We start from the raw sequence: 14,754 nt of genomic DNA, 5'->3' as shown, positions 1-14,754 counted from the left end.
GCTAACAAACCGACTGCGCAACCTGCCAGCGGGCGTGGCCGGTGCCCCGCGCAGCATGGGCCACTCGTACATTGCGGTTCCGAGTGCGTCGTCCACCCCTAGCTGACGACTGCACGCTACGTTTTTAGGCGCTCCACGCGACCTGGGCGGCAGACGCGGACAACATCGAGGATGGTCCTTTTGTGCCTCAGCGCTGATGCCCCCATTCGCCAGGAGTGCTTCTTGTACGCGTAGCGCTTCTCTGTCTGCCGTGCGCGGGCGATGCCGTTATCATGCGCCGATGCCCTCTACACCAACGCATCCCTTGCACTGGCAGCAACTGCGCTTTACGCAGCTGAGCACGATGCAGTTGTACGCGCTGCTGCAACTGCGCACGGATGTGTTCGTGGTGGAGCAGCAGTGCGCCTACCCGGAACTGGATGGCAAGGACACCGATCCCGGCGTACTGCATGTGCTGGGCACCACCCACACCACTGCGTTGGCGGCCTACCTGCGCGTGCTACCGCCGGGCCTGCGTTATGCCGAACCCAGCATCGGCCGTGTGGTGGTCGCTGCCGCGTATCGCGGCACCGGGTTGGCCCATGCGCTGTTGCGCGAAGGCATCCGCTTGGTGCACACGCACTGGCCGGGCAGCGCGATTCAACTCGGTGCGCAAGCGCACCTGCAACCGTTCTACGCTGCGCATGGCTTCGCGCCATCGTCCGCGCCGTATCTGGAAGACGGCATCCCGCATCTCGACATGCTGCGCCCTGCCGGCGCGGCCACTTTGGAGTCCGCATGATCACCACCCCCGACTACCGCGCATTGCTCGACACCGCCATCACCGAAGCCCGCCAGGGCCTGGCCGAAGGCGGCATCCCGATTGGTGCGGCGCTGTATCACAACGACGGGCGCCTGCTCGGCTGCGGCCACAATCGTCGCGTGCAGGAAAACGACCCGTCGGTGCATGGCGAAACCGATGCCTTTCGCAAGGCCGGCCGTCAGCGCCGCTACAAAGACACCATCATGGTCACCACGCTGGCGCCATGCTGGTACTGCAGCGGACTGGTGCGACAGTTCAATATCGGCACCGTGGTGGTCGGCGAGTCGGTCACCTTCCAGGGTGGCATCGCCTGGCTGCGCGAGCACGGCGTCAACGTCATCGACCTGCAAAGCCAGGAATGCATCGACCTGCTGGGCGGCTATATTTCCGCCAACCCGGATGTGTGGAACGAGGACATCGGCGAGGACTGAGCGCACCGGTCAATCGATTGCGCGGCAGCACGCGGTGACAGGCAGTGGGCAATCCAGCTGTCATGCCGAAGCGCACCTGGGTGCTGTGTTGATCCGTAGTTATCGCGCCAACCAGCGCCAAGGCGTACGTTGATCTAGGTGCACTGCTAGAAACAAAAGACCCGCCAACTGGCGGGTCTTTTTCCATTTGGTGCGTCTCATCCAGCGCGCAGGTTGCCGTGCGCTGCGATCAGAGGATGTAGCGACTCAGATCCGGATCCTGCACCAGCTCGCCGAGCTGTGCATCGACATACGCCGCATCGACAGTCACGCTCTGGCCGTCGCGATCCGGCGCTTCGTAACTCAGCACATCGAGCAGCCGCTCAAGCACGGTGTGCAGACGGCGCGCGCCGATATTTTCCTGCCGCTCGTTGACCTGTGCCGCAATCTCGGCCAGGCGGTCAACCGCGTCCGCACCGAAGGTCAGCGTCACGCCTTCGGTCTGCAACAAGGCTTCGTACTGCTTGATCAGCGCGGCCTTGGGCTCGGTGAGAATGCGCACGAAATCGGCCTTGGTCAGCGCAGTCAATTCCACCCGGATCGGGAAGCGCCCCTGCAACTCCGGAATCAGATCGCTGGGCTTTGCCAGATGGAACGCGCCAGAAGCGATGAACAGGATATGGTCGGTCTTGACCGTGCCGTACTTGGTTGACACGTTGGAACCTTCCACCAACGGCAGCAGATCGCGCTGCACGCCTTCGCGACTCACATCGCCGCCATTGGAGCCGGCTTCGCCACGCTTGGCGACCTTGTCGATCTCATCGATGAACACGATACCGTGCTGCTCGCAGGCTTCGATCGCCGCTGCACGCACGTCGTCTTCGTTGACCAGCTTGCCGGCTTCTTCTTCGATCAACAGCGGGCGCGCGGCCTTGATGGTGAGCTTGCGCTTTTGCGACTTGCCGCTGCCCAGATTGGAAAACATCTGGCGCAGCTGCTGGCCCATTTCTTCCATGCCCGGCGGGGTCATGATGTCCATGCTGGCGTTGATCGCGACATCCAATTCAATTTCGCGCTCGTCCAGCTCGCCATTGCGCAGCATGCGGCGGAACTTGATGCGGGTTTCGTTATCTTGCGACGACGGCTCGTTGCGTGCGGCTTCCGGATCAAAACCAATACCGGCCGCGCGGCGCGGCAGCAGCGCATCCAGAATGCGATCTTCGGCACGCTCTTCGGCCTGGTTGCGCACGCGCACCTTGGCCTGCTCGCGATACAACTTGACCGAGGTGTCGGCCAGATCGCGAATGATCTGCTCCACGTCCTTGCCGACGTAGCCCACTTCGGTAAAGCGCGTGGCTTCCACCTTGACGAACGGCGCGTTGGCCAGGGTTGCCAGACGTCGCGCAATCTCGGTTTTGCCGACGCCGGTGGGGCCGATCATCAGGATGTTCTTGGGCATCACTTCGTTGCGCAGTTCTTCGGGCAACTGCATGCGCCGCCAGCGATTGCGCAGCGCAATGGCAACCGCGCGCTTTGCGTCGTGCTGGCCAACGATATGACGGTCGAGCTCCTGCACGATTTCGCGCGGAGTCATGGTTGAGCTATCGGGATTTGGCATTGGGGAATCGAGAATTGGGAATTGGGAATGGGGAATCGTGGGAGCAAAAATCAGCAGCCTATGTCGTTGGAGTGGAGACGAAACCGCTGTTGCGATTCCCGATTCCCCACTCCCGATTCACAGCTCTTCGACCACCACGTTGCGATTGGTATAGATGCAGATATCGCCAGCGATATTGATCGCCTCGGTGGCGATGGTCTTGGCATCCAGTTCGGTGTGCGCCAGCAGCGCGCGTGCGGCCGACAAGGCGTAGGAGCCGCCGGAACCGATCGCGATGATGCCGTCTTCCGGCTCGATCACATCGCCGGTGCCGCTGATGATCAGCGAGGTCTCTTTATCCGCCACCGCCAGCAATGCTTCGAGCTTGCCAAGGCGGCGCTCGGTGCGCCAATCCTTGGCCAGTTCCACGGCGGCGCGGGTCAACTGCCCGTGCTTGTCGAGCTTGGCCTCGAACAATTCGAACAGCGTAAACGCATCGGCCGCAGCACCGGCAAACCCGGCCAGCACCTGACCCTCGCGACCGAGCCGGCGTACCTTGCGCGCGTTGCCCTTCATGACGGTGTGGCCGAGCGTGACCTGGCCATCGCCCGCGACGGCGACATGCCCACCACGTCGAACCGAAATGATGGTGGTGGCGTGAACGATGTTGGGATTCTGGCTGGGGTCCATGGGTCCTCCGGGGGTTTCCAAAGAGGTGGGGACGCCCTTGCCGGGTTCAAGCGCGCTGCGACGATGGGACGCAGCGATGAGAGTGGTGCAGAGAGGAGTTGGTCATTGGGCCGTTGGGTGAACGGGCGAGGAGCAAGGTGCGAAGTGCAAGGTGCAAGGCACGAAGTGCGCACTGCGCACTGCGCACACGATACGAGCGGGATACACCGATCGCCACACAACCTGGTGATCGGACGCCACCCGCCTTAGCCCCTCTCCCGGCGGGAGAGGGGTTGGGGTGAGGGTACGGCCGCCGCCGTTGATTGCACGCCGCAGCGTCAACACGCTCTACATGCAGGAATGTCTCGGAGCACCTGCGTTTCTAGCCACCTTTTAAACGTCGCCGTGTTTAACCGCGGTTACTTCACACGCCGCTTTTAAAAGCTTACTGGGGCGCCCGCGAGCTCTGACGCTCTCCAATACCCTTCCCAAGACGCCCAGCAGCATCTGCACAGGAACCCTCACCCCAACCCCTCTCCCGAGGGGAGAGGGGCTAGAGCAGCATTTCCACGAGTTATTTGCCATCTAGGCAACCCGCGCCTTAGCGCTGGACTGGCTTTATCGACTGTAGTGGCTTTATCAACTGCAATGACCATTGCAGCTGTAATTGCCTTATCAGCGGCAATGACCTTATCAGCTGCAATGGCTTTACCAGCTGCAAGGGCTCCACTGCACTCGCTTCATCAGCTGCAATGGCTGGACCAGCAGCACCACTACCTCGATTACATCAGCCAGAAAATCATGCAATCACGCTGATTACATCGCTCACGCAAACGCTCACTCGGCAACCTTCTTGCGCTTGGCACGCGGATGCGCGGCGTCGTAGACCTTGGCCAGATGCTGGAAATCCAGGTGCGTGTAGATTTGCGTGGTAGCGATGTCCGAGTGACCGAGCAACTCCTGCACGCCACGCAGGTCGCCGGACGATTCCAGGATATGGCTGGCAAAACTGTGCCGCAGCATGTGCGGGTGCACGTCCTTGAACATGCCTTGGCGCACCGCCAATTGCTTGATGCGGATCTGCACCGCACGCTGCGAAATCGCACCGCCGGCACGCCCGGGGAAGACATGCGTTTCCGCACGCCCGCCACTGTCGCGCTGCCATTCGCGCAAGGCTGCAATCGCATGCGAGCCCACTGGCACCAGACGCTGTTTGCCGCCCTTGCCCAGCACCATCACCAATCCGCTGGCCAGATCCAGATCGCGCCAGCGCAGCGCGCAGAGCTCGCTCAAGCGCAGCCCCGACGAATAGAACAGTTCCAGCAATGCGCGATCGCGCAACCCCAGCGGCGCATCGGTCGGCACCTCGACCAAGCGTACGGCTTCATCGGCGTCTAGCACCTGCGGCAGCTTGCGCGGGGCCTTGGGCGCACGCAACGCCGCCGCGGGGCTGGCGGCGATACGGCCGTGCTTGAGCAACCAGGCGTAATAGCTGCGGCATGCAGACAAGCGCCGCTGCAGGCTCTTGGCCGACAGCCCGCGCCGGTGTTCCGACGCGACGAACTGGCGCAGCTGCGCACTGTCCAGTTGCGCGACATCCAACGGAACGCCAGTCGCGTCCTGCGGCTCGGCCGCCCAGCTCAGCAGCGCGGCAAGATCGCGTCGATACGCATCCAGCGTGTGCGCCGACACCTGACGTTCGACCTGCAGATACGCCAGAAAGCCTTCGACCGTCGACATCTCAGCTGTCCTGCTGCGGTGGCATCCACACTGCGGTGCGCAGCAGGCCGCGCACTGCATGGCCTGCCGCCATCATCACGCTGCGAAACGCTGCAGCGCCACGCCGAGCGATTCGCCCATCATGCGCAGGAACAAGGTGCCCATGCCCGGATAAAACCGGTTGGCATCGCTGCTGCCGACCGCAATCAAGCCAATCCCCGGCAACGGCAGCAACGCCGTCGACTGCACAACGTCGGCCTGGTCGGCGTACAGCAGTGCATGTTTTTCAGCCTGCAGCCGGCCGCAGATCGGCTCGCCATCGCTCAAACAATCGCGGAACGGTGCCAGGCGCGCATCGTCGGCGGCAATCACCTGTAGCCAGTCGGCTTCCAGCCCGGCGACCGGTGCGAGCAATACCAGCCGTACCAGCTCGCCGTTGAAATCTTCCGCCAACGAGGCGGCCATCGCCTTGAGCGTGTCGGCAACGGTGGTCTGGCGCATCAATGCCAACGTGAGTTGATGGGTGCGCACCGCCAGCCGTTCATTGACCTGCGCATTGCTGCCCAGCTCGTGCAGGCGCCGCGACAACTCGCGGTTCTTGTCGCGCAACACTTCCAGCTGATAGGTCGCCAGCGACGCGGTGGGGCCGTCGTCGCGCGGCACCAACAGGCTCACCGCCAGATCGGGGAATTGCTTGAGAAAGGTGGGATGGCGACGCAACCACGTTGCGACCTCGTGGGCACCGAACTTGTCCGTGTTGTCGCTCATCAGTTCCACTCTCCATCGAAGACGAACACCGCAGGACCAGACATCACCACGTCCTGTGCATCGGCGGGCCAGCGGATCCGCAACTCGCCGCCGGGCAACGACACGCGTACGTCGCGCTCGACACGGCCGCGCTGCATCAGCACCACCGCAGCCGCGCACGCACCGCTGCCGCAGGCCAGCGTTTCGCCGACACCGCGCTCGAATACGCGCAAACGCACATGCGTGGGGTCCACGACTTGCGCAAACCCCACATTGACCGAATTGGGGAACGCGGCGTTTTGTTGCAGCAAGGTACCCACACGCTCCACCGGGGCGGCGTCGACACGGGCTACCTCCAGCACGGCATGCGGGTTACCCATCGACACTGCGCCAAAGCGCACCGTCTCGCCATGCACGGGCAGTGCGTATTCGTCGCGCGCATGCGCAAACCCGGCCAGCGGAATCTGCGTGGGCTCGAACTGCGGCACGCCCATGGCCACCGAATAGGTTCCTGCATCCACGTGTTCCACCGCATGTGCGGTGACCGGGCTGTCGATGATAAAGCGCTCGCCTTGCGCGGTTCCATCGCGCACTAGCCAGGCGGCGACGCAGCGTGCGCCGTTGCCGCATTGACGCGCGGCCGAGCCATCGGAATTCCAGATGCCATAGGCGGCCACGGCGCCTTCGCTGCGCGGGGGCTCGATGGTCAGGATCTGATCGCAACCGACCCCGAAGTGGCGGTCGGCCAGACGTGCTGCCAGCGCCGCGTCCGGTGGGGGCGTGCCATCGCGCAGGTCCAGCACTACGAAATCGTTGCCGGCGCCATGCATTTTGGTGAAACGCAGGCGCTCGCTGCGACCGTCAGCGCTCATTGCCGCTGCTAGCGGGCTGGTCGGTAGTGGATGCGGGCTTGGTGTCGGTCTCCACCGGCGCAGGCGCAGGCGTGGACTCATCCAGCGGTTGCGGCGCATCCGGCTGCGGCACGGGCTGGGCTTCCACCGGCACCGGCTTCTGCGGCATCACCAGCGGGCCCTTGTTACCGCAGGCGGCAAGCAGGACAAAGGTCGCACCAACCAGTGCGAGACGAACGGAAGGTCGGGACATGATGCTCATGGAGCGAAGTATAGCCAGAACACCCTGACTGCCGTGCGCTCAGTGCGGCGTTTGCAGCGCGCGCGGTGGCGGCTCCGGACGCAGCCACAACCAGATCGCCACCACCGCCATGCTGCCGATCGACAGGCATTTCACCCAGAACACCGGCACGCACCACAGCATGATGCCGGCGCAGATGGTCATCGTCAGCGTCGCCATCCACTTGGCCTTGCGACTGACCGCCCGATAGGTCTGCCACTCCACGATCGCCGGCCCGAAGCGCGGATGCGACAGCAGCCACCCATGCAAGCGCTCGGACCCGCGCGACGCCGCCCAGGCCGAGATCAGGATGAACACGGTGGTCGGCAACCCCGGCACAAAGATCCCGACAATGCCGGTCGCCAGGCTGGCATACGCCAGCAACCACCAAGCCCAGCGAAATCGGTTCGGTCGCGTCATGCGCAAATGATACGACCAGAGCGGGGTGAGGTGGTCTGAACTGCGCGTTGCTAGTGCAGCACTGCGGGGGCCGCTGGAGGCATTGGCGATCTAGCTGCACCGCTCCGCGCGCGCCTCGCCAAAGGCAGCACGGCACCCAAACTCTCTGCGCTCCGGAAAGCGCGCCTCTTCAGCCACGCGTGGCTGCGGGAATCAGCGTGCTTTCAAACGACTGGGGAGCAAAAGCGACAGCAACGAACCCAAGCGGAAGCAACGGCGGAAGACGGAAAGCGAAGACAAAAGGTCAGAAGGCAGAAGGACAGGACGGAGAATGGAAACCAACCGCCCCACCCCAACGCACTGCACCAACCACCAAACCCTCAGCCATCCGCTTTGCCGAATCCCAACTCCCGACTCCCCAATCCCCGCCCCTCAGCTACTTGACACCCAGCTGATCCAGCACAAACGCGTACGACTCCGCCAGCTCGCGGTAACGGCGGAAACGGCCGGACTTGCCGCCATGCCCGGCTTCCATGTTGGTACGGAACACGATCGGGGCCTTGCCGGTGTTGTCATCGCGCAGCTTGGCCACCCACTTGGCCGGCTCCCAATACTGCACCTGCGAATCCCACAGACCGGTGCCGACGAACATCGCCGGGTAGGCCTGCTTGCGCACGTTGTCGTACGGCGAATACGACAGCATGTAGTCGTAGTAATCCTTGGTTTCCGGGTTGCCCCACTCGTCGTATTCGTTGGTGGTCAACGGAATGCTGGCGTCCAGCATGGTGGTGACCACATCGACGAATGGCACCTGCGCCACCAGCACGCGATAGTCCTGCGGCGCCATGTTGGCCACCGCACCCATCAACAAGCCACCTGCGCTGCCGCCGGACGCCGCCACACGGTCTTTCGCGGCGTAGCCCTGCGCGACCAGCCCACGGGTGACGTCGACGAAATCGTTGAAGGTGTTTTTCTTGTGCAGCAGCTTGCCGTCGTCGTACCACTTGCGACCCAGTTCCTGGCCGCCGCGGATGTGCGCGATGGCGTACACCACGCCACGGTCCATCAGGCTGATCGCCGACAGATTGAAGGCCGGGTCCATCGACATGCCGTAGCTGCCGTACGCGTACTGGAACAACGCGGCAGTGCCGTCTTTCTTGAAGCCTTTCTTGTAAACCAACGACACCGGCACCTTGACGCCGTCGCGGGCCGTGACCCAGACACGTTCGGTCACATACTTGCTCGCCTCGTAACCGATCACCGGCTGCTGCTTGAGCAACTTGCGCTCGCCGGTCTGGGTGTTGAGTTCGTAGGTGGTGGCCGGTGTGGTCAGCGAGGTGTAGCTATAGCGTAGCCAGGCGGTATCCGGTTCGGGGTTGGTCGACAAGCCCATCGAATACGCCGGCTCGTCGGCCTTGACGTACTCGTGGCTGCCATCGCGCTTGAGCAGGCGCACGCGCTCCAGCCCGCCGGAGCGCTCTTCGATGGCAGTGAATCCATCGAACATCTCGAAGTTTTCGATGTAGACGTTGTCGTCGTGCGCCACCCAGTCGGTCCACTGCTTGCGCGTGGTGGCATCGGTGGGCGCGGTCACAAGCTTGAAGTTCTCGGCGCCATCGGCATTGGTACGGATCACCCAACGCCCATCGAAATGTTCCACGCTATACTCCACGTCGCGCTCGCGCTTGGCCAGCAGCTTGAAGCTGTCCGGCTTGGCGGCCAGCGCATACCGCGTCTCCGACGACACCGTGCTTTCCACGCCGATGACGATGTACTTGTCATCGCGGGTACGCCCCATGCCCATGTAGAAGCTGTCGTCCTTCTCTTCGTAGACCAGCACGTCGTCCTTGGACGCAGTACCCAGGACATGCTTTTTGACGCGCACGGTGAGCAGCGTTTCCGGGTCGTTTTCGATGTAGAACACCGTCTTGTTGTCGTCGGCCCAGACCACGCTCGGGGAGACGCCCTCCACGGTGTCCGGATAGATCTCGCCAGTGTCCAGATTCTTGAAGCGGATCGTGTATTGACGGCGGCCGACGGCATCGTCGGCCCAGGCAAGAATGCGGTTGTCCTGACTGACCTCCGCCTTGCCCACGTTGAAGTAACCCTTGTCCTGCGCCATCTGGTTGACGTCCAGCAGGATCTCTTCCGGCGCCTCCATGCTGCCCTTGCGACGTGCCTGGATCGGGTAATCCTTGCCGGCTTCGAAGCGGGTGTAATACCAATAGCCGCGTTTGCGATACGGCACGCTGGCATCGTCCTGCTTGATGCGCCCGACGATCTCGGTGTAAAGCGTGTCTTCCAACGGCTTGAGCGGCGCCATCACCTGGTCGGTGTAGGCGTTCTCGGCGTTGAGATAGGCCAGCATCGCCTTGTCTTCGCGCTTGTCGTCGCGCAACCAGTAGTAGTCGTCGTTGCGGGTGGCGCCAAACGGCGTCTTGACCACATGCGGGTGCTTGGCGACGTCTGGCGGCGACGGGGGAGCGGCAAAAGAAGGTGCGGATGTGGTCATCAGGCTGGCGATCAACAAGGTCAGGACAGGCTTCATCAGATTGGGGTCCGTTGGATGAACGCAATGCCATCCCAGCCACCGAGTGTGGAAGAGCCCGCCGCCATGCGTCATGTGTCCTAGGTCATGCTGGTCTATCATCTTCGTAATGGACTCCTTGCTTTCGCCCGCGTCGGGCTACAGCCGCCGCAGCCAGGACATCGCGCCGTTCCATGTGATGTCGCTGCTGGCCCGCGCCAACGCGCTCGAACAGGCCGGTCACGATGTGATCCACCTGGAAATCGGCGAGCCCGATTTCACCACTGCCGCGCCGATCGTGGCCGCCGGGCAGGCCGCATTGGCCGCCGGCCATACCCGCTACACCGCCGCACGCGGGCTGCCCGCACTGCGCGAGGCGATTGCCGGGTTTTACGCGCAACGCTATGGCCGCAGCGTCGACCCGGAGCGGATCCTGGTCACGCCGGGCGGCTCGGGCGCGCTGCTGTTGGCCAGCAGCCTGCTGGTGGACCCGGGCAAACACTGGCTGCTGGCTGACCCGGGGTATCCGTGCAACCGGCACTTCCTGCGCCTGGTCGAAGGTGCCGCACAGCTGGTGCCGGTCGGGCCGGATACCGACTATCAACTGACCCCGGCACTGGTGGACGCGTGCTGGAACGCCGACAGCGTCGGCGCCTTGGTGGCGTCGCCGGCCAACCCCACCGGCAGCGTGCTGTCGCGCGCGCAACTGACTGCGTTATCGCAGACCCTGCGTGCGCGCGGCGGGCATCTGGTGGTGGACGAGATCTACCACGGCCTGACCTATGGCCTGGACGCGCATAGCGTGCTGGAAGTCGACGACAGCGCGTTCGTCTTGAACAGTTTTTCCAAGTACTTCGGCATGACCGGCTGGCGCCTGGGCTGGCTGATCGCCCCGCCCGACGCGGTGCCCGAGCTGGAAAAACTCGCGCAAAATCTCTACATCAGCGCCTCGACCATCGCGCAGCACGCGGCGCTTGCATGTTTCACGCCAGAGAGCATCGCCATCTTCGAAGCGCGTCGCGCCGAGTTCCAGCAACGTCGCGATTATCTGCTGCCCGCGCTACGCCAGCTTGGCTTCGACATCGCCGTCGAACCGCAAGGCGCGTTCTATCTTTACGCCGATATCAGCGCGTTTTCGGATAACGCGCAGGCGTTCTGCGCGCATTTCCTGGAAACCGAGCACGTCGCCTTTACCCCCGGCATCGACTTCGGTTTCCACCGCGCCAATCAACACGTGCGCATCGCCTACACCCAAAGCCTGCCGCGGCTGGAACAGGCAGTGGAGCGTATTGCGCGTGGGTTACGTAGTCTGTAGACGCATCTTGCATGACGCCAAGAGCACTGCAATCCAGGAAGCGTTGTGAGCGCGACCTCTCGGTCAATCGCCTCCTTGTAAGACGCTACGCTGAGAACCACTATCACTCGCGCAGACCTTGCCGGCTCAAATTTTCAAAGCGATAGAACTGATCGATTGCCGGCACCGTCAGCAGTGCGATCTTCGGCAAGCTGCTGCGCTCGAACACCCTCGCGAGGTCTTTGCGTTTTCTGCGCTCGACAGCCGCGATGTGGCGCAGCATCTCCCACCTCACCTGCTCCTTGGCGCCATCCAGGCCGCCGCAACGGTGCTGCTCGAACCAGGTTCGGCGCAGATAGCGCACCAGGCTGGTCGTCATCGGGATGTCCAATAGAACAACGCCCGTTGCACGCGCCAAACGCTGCGACAGGCACCCCAGGTAATTGCCATCCATTACCCACTGCTCTGTGGCAATGGCCGCATCGTGAAGCGCGAAAAAGTCCTGCCTGGGACGAGGTAGCCAGGCAGTGTTTGGGAAATGATGCAGCTGATCCAGATGCACGCATGTGCACCCGCACTTGCGCGCAATCGCCTGCGCCAAGGTCGATTTACCGCTGTTGGACGGTCCGAGAATGCAGATTCGCGGACCCAGATCGTCCAGCTTCATTTCGCCCCTCCTGATAGCGCTCGCGGCCAATCGCAGCGGCGAAGACTTGGCACGAACGTGCTGCACCGTCTCACTGCGTAGCGCAGCTGTCCAGATCGAAGAACTGCCGTGCAATCGCTTGCCGCTGGCTTGGCGCCGCTCGGTACCACAGCGCTTCACGTAAGTCGGGCAACAGGAAATGCGCAGGCGCCGGCATGCCGGCGCGGGGAATCTCACTCAGGACACGGTAGGTCGCATCGGTGCCGATGTAGCCCACATCGCCCAAAGGGCGCGGCCCACCGTCGGGATCGGGAGGCTGCCAACCCGGCACGGTCACATCGGTGGTGGACGCCAGGTGCTGGCTGTCATCGCTGCCGCCGCTCCAGGGCAAAAACCAGGCTTCCCCTCCGGTGCGCGACGAATGTAGCCGCAAGGCCACCTGCGCCGGCCAGTGCGGACCGCTGGCAACCGCCAGAAAGTTGGCTTGCACGTCGGCATCGTCGCGCAGCACGTAGCGTGCATTCTCGACTGCGCACGCGCCGACCGCCAAAGTCATCATCACGCCCAACATCGATCACGACTCCGCATTGTCCACGTTTACTTTCGTTTGATCGCAAACGCCACGAGGCCGCTGCATCGTGCCGGCGGCCTCGTGTCGCGCTGCGCATCATGCAGGCTGTGCCAACCGATCAGTCGGCCAACCGCTCCCACAGGAAGCTATACGCCAGTGCCGACATATGCGCTGCCTGCGCGTTATTGGCCGCGCCGCCGTGGCCGCCTTCGATGTTCTCGTAGTAGGTCACGTCCTTGCCGGCCTCGATCATCTTGGCCGCCATCTTGCGTGCGTGGCCCGGGTGCACGCGGTCGTCGCGTGTAGAGGTCAGGAAGATCACCGGCGGGTAGGTCTTCTTCGGGTCGAACAGGTGGTACGGCGAGAAGGTCTGGATGAATTTCCAGTCGTCGGTATCCGGGTTGCCGTATTCGGCCATCCACGAGGCGCCCGCCAACAGATGGCTATAGCGCTTCATGTCCAGCAGCGGCACCTGCACCACCACCGCACCGAACAGCTCCGGGTACTGGGTGAGCATGTTGCCGGTCATCAAACCGCCGTTACTGCCGCCCTGCACACCCAGGTGCTTGGTGGAGGTGATCTTGCGCGCGACCAGATCCTTGGCCACTGCGGCCATGTCTTCGTAGGCCTTGTGGCGGTTCTGCTTGAGCGCGGCCTGGTGCCAGCGCGGGCCGTATTCGCCACCGCCGCGGATGTTGGCCACCACGTAGACGCCGCCCTTGTCCAACCAGGCGCGGCCCAACGCGCCGGAATAGTTCGGCGTCATCGAGATTTCAAACCCGCCGTAGCCATACAGCAGCGTCGGCGCGCTGCCATCGAGCTTGAGGTTCTTGGGACGCACCAGGAAATACGGCACGCGGGTGCCGTCTTTGCTGGTGACAAAGTGCTGCTCGATGCTGTCCTTGTCGGCATCGAAAAACGCCGGCATGGTCTTGAGCGGCTGCGGAGCGCTGCCTACCTCGACCCAGGCCAGTGTGGTGGGCGTCAGGTAATCGGTGACGGTCAGCCAAAGTGCGTCGCTGTCGTCGCTGTCCACGGCGCTGACATCGACCGTGCCGAATGCAGGCGCACCGACAAACGCACTCTTTTTCCAACCGTCTTGCGCTGGGGTGATGACGCTGAGCCGGTTCTTGACGTCTTCCAGCACGTTCAACACCAGGTGCGACTTGGTCCATGCCACGCCGGCCAGCGAGGTGGTGTCGGTGGGCTCGAACAGCACATCGAAGCTGCGCTTGCCGGCCATGAAATCGTCAAAACGCGTGGCCAGCAGCGAGCCGGCGGTGTAGGTCTTGCCACCCACCGTCCACGGCTCGCGCAATTCCAGCGTCAGCCACTGCCGCTTGACCGACTTGCTGGCCGAGTTGGGCACATCCACCTTGACCAGCTTGCCGTCGGCGCCCTTGAGATACAGCTCGTCGTTGTAGAAGGCCAGCGTACGGCTGACGAAATCGCGCTCGAACCCGGGGGTGTCATCGTGCATGGCCGCGATGTACATATCGGTCGGCTTGCCTTCGTAGACCACCGCAGCGGCGCTGAGCGGGGTGCCGCGCTTCCACTGCTTGGCAATGCGCGGGTAGCCGGAGCTGGTCATGCTGCCGGCACCGAAATCGGTGAAGACGTAGACGGTGTCCTGGTCGATCCAGCCCAGCCCGCCCTTGGATTCGGGACGGAAGAAGCCGTCCTTGACCCACTGCTTGCCGGCCAGATCGAACTCGCGGGTGACGTCGGCATCGGCGCCGCCGCGCGACAGCGCGATCAGGCAGCGCTGGTAATCCGGGCGCAGGCAGTCGGCGCCGTGCCAGACCCAGTTCTCGCCCTCGGCCTTGTTGAGCGCATCCAGGTCCAGCACCGTCTCCCACTTGGGCGAGGCCTTGCGGTACTCGTCCAGCGTGGTGCGCCGCCACAGGCCGCGCTCGTGCTGCTTGTCCTTCCAGAAGTTGTAATAGAACTCGCCGATCTTCTGCACGCCGGGAATCTTGGCGTCCGAGTCCAGCACCTCGCGGATGCTGGTTTCCATCTGCTTGAAGGCCGGCGTGGTGGCCAGGCGGGCTTCGGTCTTGGCGTTCTGGGCCTTGACCCAGTCCAGCGGCTTGGCGCCGGTGACATCTTCCAGCCAGGCGTGGGGGTCGTTGGACACGGCGGTTTCCTCTGCAGAGACGGCGCCAGCGGTGATCAGGCCGGCAACCAGGCAGATCGAGGCGAACTTGGGCATGTATTTTTCCGGAAAAACCAATGCCGGAAA

13 protein-coding genes, 1 other RNA gene and 1 pseudogene are annotated in these 14,754 nt (G+C 63.3%); 4 read left to right on the top strand and 11 right to left on the bottom strand.

Going from position 1 to position 14,754, the window contains the following annotated elements:
* The first annotated feature begins 55 nt into the window (after window positions 1–55).
* The 3 genes from VC212_RS04420 to VC212_RS04410 all read left to right on the top strand — a co-directional run bounded on the left by VC212_RS04420 (window position 56) and on the right by VC212_RS04410 (window position 1,233).
* Window positions 56–130, top strand: a non-coding RNA gene (locus tag VC212_RS04420) — sX9 sRNA.
* A 150-nt stretch (window positions 131–280) separates the two neighbouring features.
* Window positions 281–781: a GNAT family N-acetyltransferase gene (locus VC212_RS04415; protein ID WP_115512626.1), complete on the top strand. Its 501-nt coding sequence runs from the start codon at window positions 281–283 to the stop codon at window positions 779–781.
* Window positions 778–1,233: a nucleoside deaminase gene (locus VC212_RS04410; protein ID WP_008571705.1), complete on the top strand. Its 456-nt coding sequence runs from the start codon at window positions 778–780 to the stop codon at window positions 1,231–1,233. Before VC212_RS04415 ends, VC212_RS04410 begins: the two co-directional genes overlap by 4 nt.
* Window positions 1,234–1,462: 229 nt before the next feature.
* Here the strand turns inward: VC212_RS04410 and hslU are convergent, their stop codons facing one another.
* The 8 genes from hslU to VC212_RS04370 all read right to left on the bottom strand — a co-directional run bounded on the left by hslU (window position 1,463) and on the right by VC212_RS04370 (window position 10,022).
* Entirely contained in the window at window positions 1,463–2,830 is a 1,368-nt protein-coding gene (hslU, locus tag VC212_RS04405) for an ATP-dependent protease ATPase subunit HslU (protein WP_115512627.1), read from the bottom strand.
* A 117-nt stretch (window positions 2,831–2,947) separates the two neighbouring features.
* On the bottom strand, window positions 2,948–3,499 hold the full coding sequence (gene hslV, locus VC212_RS04400) for an ATP-dependent protease subunit HslV (RefSeq protein WP_005997221.1): 552 nt from the start codon (window positions 3,497–3,499) through the stop codon (window positions 2,948–2,950).
* Between the two features lie 816 nt (window positions 3,500–4,315).
* A complete protein-coding gene (gene xerC, locus VC212_RS04395) occupies window positions 4,316–5,218 on the bottom strand; it encodes a tyrosine recombinase XerC (protein WP_323514357.1) in 903 nt (300 codons plus the stop codon).
* Between the two features lie 75 nt (window positions 5,219–5,293).
* Window positions 5,294–5,965, bottom strand: coding sequence for a DUF484 family protein (locus VC212_RS04390; protein WP_161961578.1), 672 nt, complete (start codon window positions 5,963–5,965; stop codon window positions 5,294–5,296).
* Window positions 5,965–6,816: a diaminopimelate epimerase gene (gene dapF, locus VC212_RS04385; protein ID WP_323514358.1), complete on the bottom strand. Its 852-nt coding sequence runs from the start codon at window positions 6,814–6,816 to the stop codon at window positions 5,965–5,967. The genes VC212_RS04390 and dapF overlap by 1 nt, the downstream gene beginning before the upstream one ends.
* Window positions 6,806–7,057 (bottom strand): lipoprotein, encoded by a 252-nt coding sequence (locus tag VC212_RS04380; protein WP_115512632.1) that lies wholly within the window; start codon window positions 7,055–7,057, stop codon window positions 6,806–6,808. The genes dapF and VC212_RS04380 overlap by 11 nt, the downstream gene beginning before the upstream one ends.
* A 39-nt stretch (window positions 7,058–7,096) precedes the next feature.
* Complete coding sequence (locus tag VC212_RS04375; RefSeq protein WP_115527006.1) at window positions 7,097–7,495, bottom strand: YbaN family protein; 399 nt, start codon at window positions 7,493–7,495, stop codon at window positions 7,097–7,099.
* A 415-nt stretch (window positions 7,496–7,910) separates the two neighbouring features.
* Window positions 7,911–10,022, bottom strand: coding sequence for a S9 family peptidase (locus VC212_RS04370; RefSeq protein WP_323514359.1), 2,112 nt, complete (start codon window positions 10,020–10,022; stop codon window positions 7,911–7,913).
* Window positions 10,023–10,131: 109 nt separating this feature from the next.
* Between VC212_RS04370 and VC212_RS04365 the strand changes: the two genes are divergently transcribed.
* Complete coding sequence (locus tag VC212_RS04365; RefSeq protein WP_115552881.1) at window positions 10,132–11,316, top strand: pyridoxal phosphate-dependent aminotransferase; 1,185 nt, start codon at window positions 10,132–10,134, stop codon at window positions 11,314–11,316.
* A gap of 304 nt (window positions 11,317–11,620) precedes the next feature.
* Here the strand turns inward: VC212_RS04365 and VC212_RS04360 are convergent.
* The 3 genes and pseudogenes from VC212_RS04360 to VC212_RS04350 form a co-directional block, all read right to left on the bottom strand.
* Window positions 11,621–11,896 (bottom strand): annotated as a pseudogene (locus VC212_RS04360) (AAA family ATPase); the annotation flags it as partial.
* A 136-nt stretch (window positions 11,897–12,032) separates the two neighbouring features.
* Complete coding sequence (locus VC212_RS04355; protein WP_238691740.1) at window positions 12,033–12,500, bottom strand: hypothetical protein; 468 nt, start codon at window positions 12,498–12,500, stop codon at window positions 12,033–12,035.
* A 130-nt stretch (window positions 12,501–12,630) separates the two neighbouring features.
* Entirely contained in the window at window positions 12,631–14,724 is a 2,094-nt protein-coding gene (locus tag VC212_RS04350; RefSeq protein WP_115552879.1) for a prolyl oligopeptidase family serine peptidase, read from the bottom strand.
* Window positions 14,725–14,754 lie beyond the last annotated feature (30 nt).

The sequence above is a fragment of the Xanthomonas sp. WHRI 8932A genome (assembly GCF_035012785.1).
Taxonomy (GTDB): domain Bacteria; phylum Pseudomonadota; class Gammaproteobacteria; order Xanthomonadales; family Xanthomonadaceae; genus Xanthomonas.
This window is presented reverse-complemented; position numbering and strand designations above follow the sequence as displayed.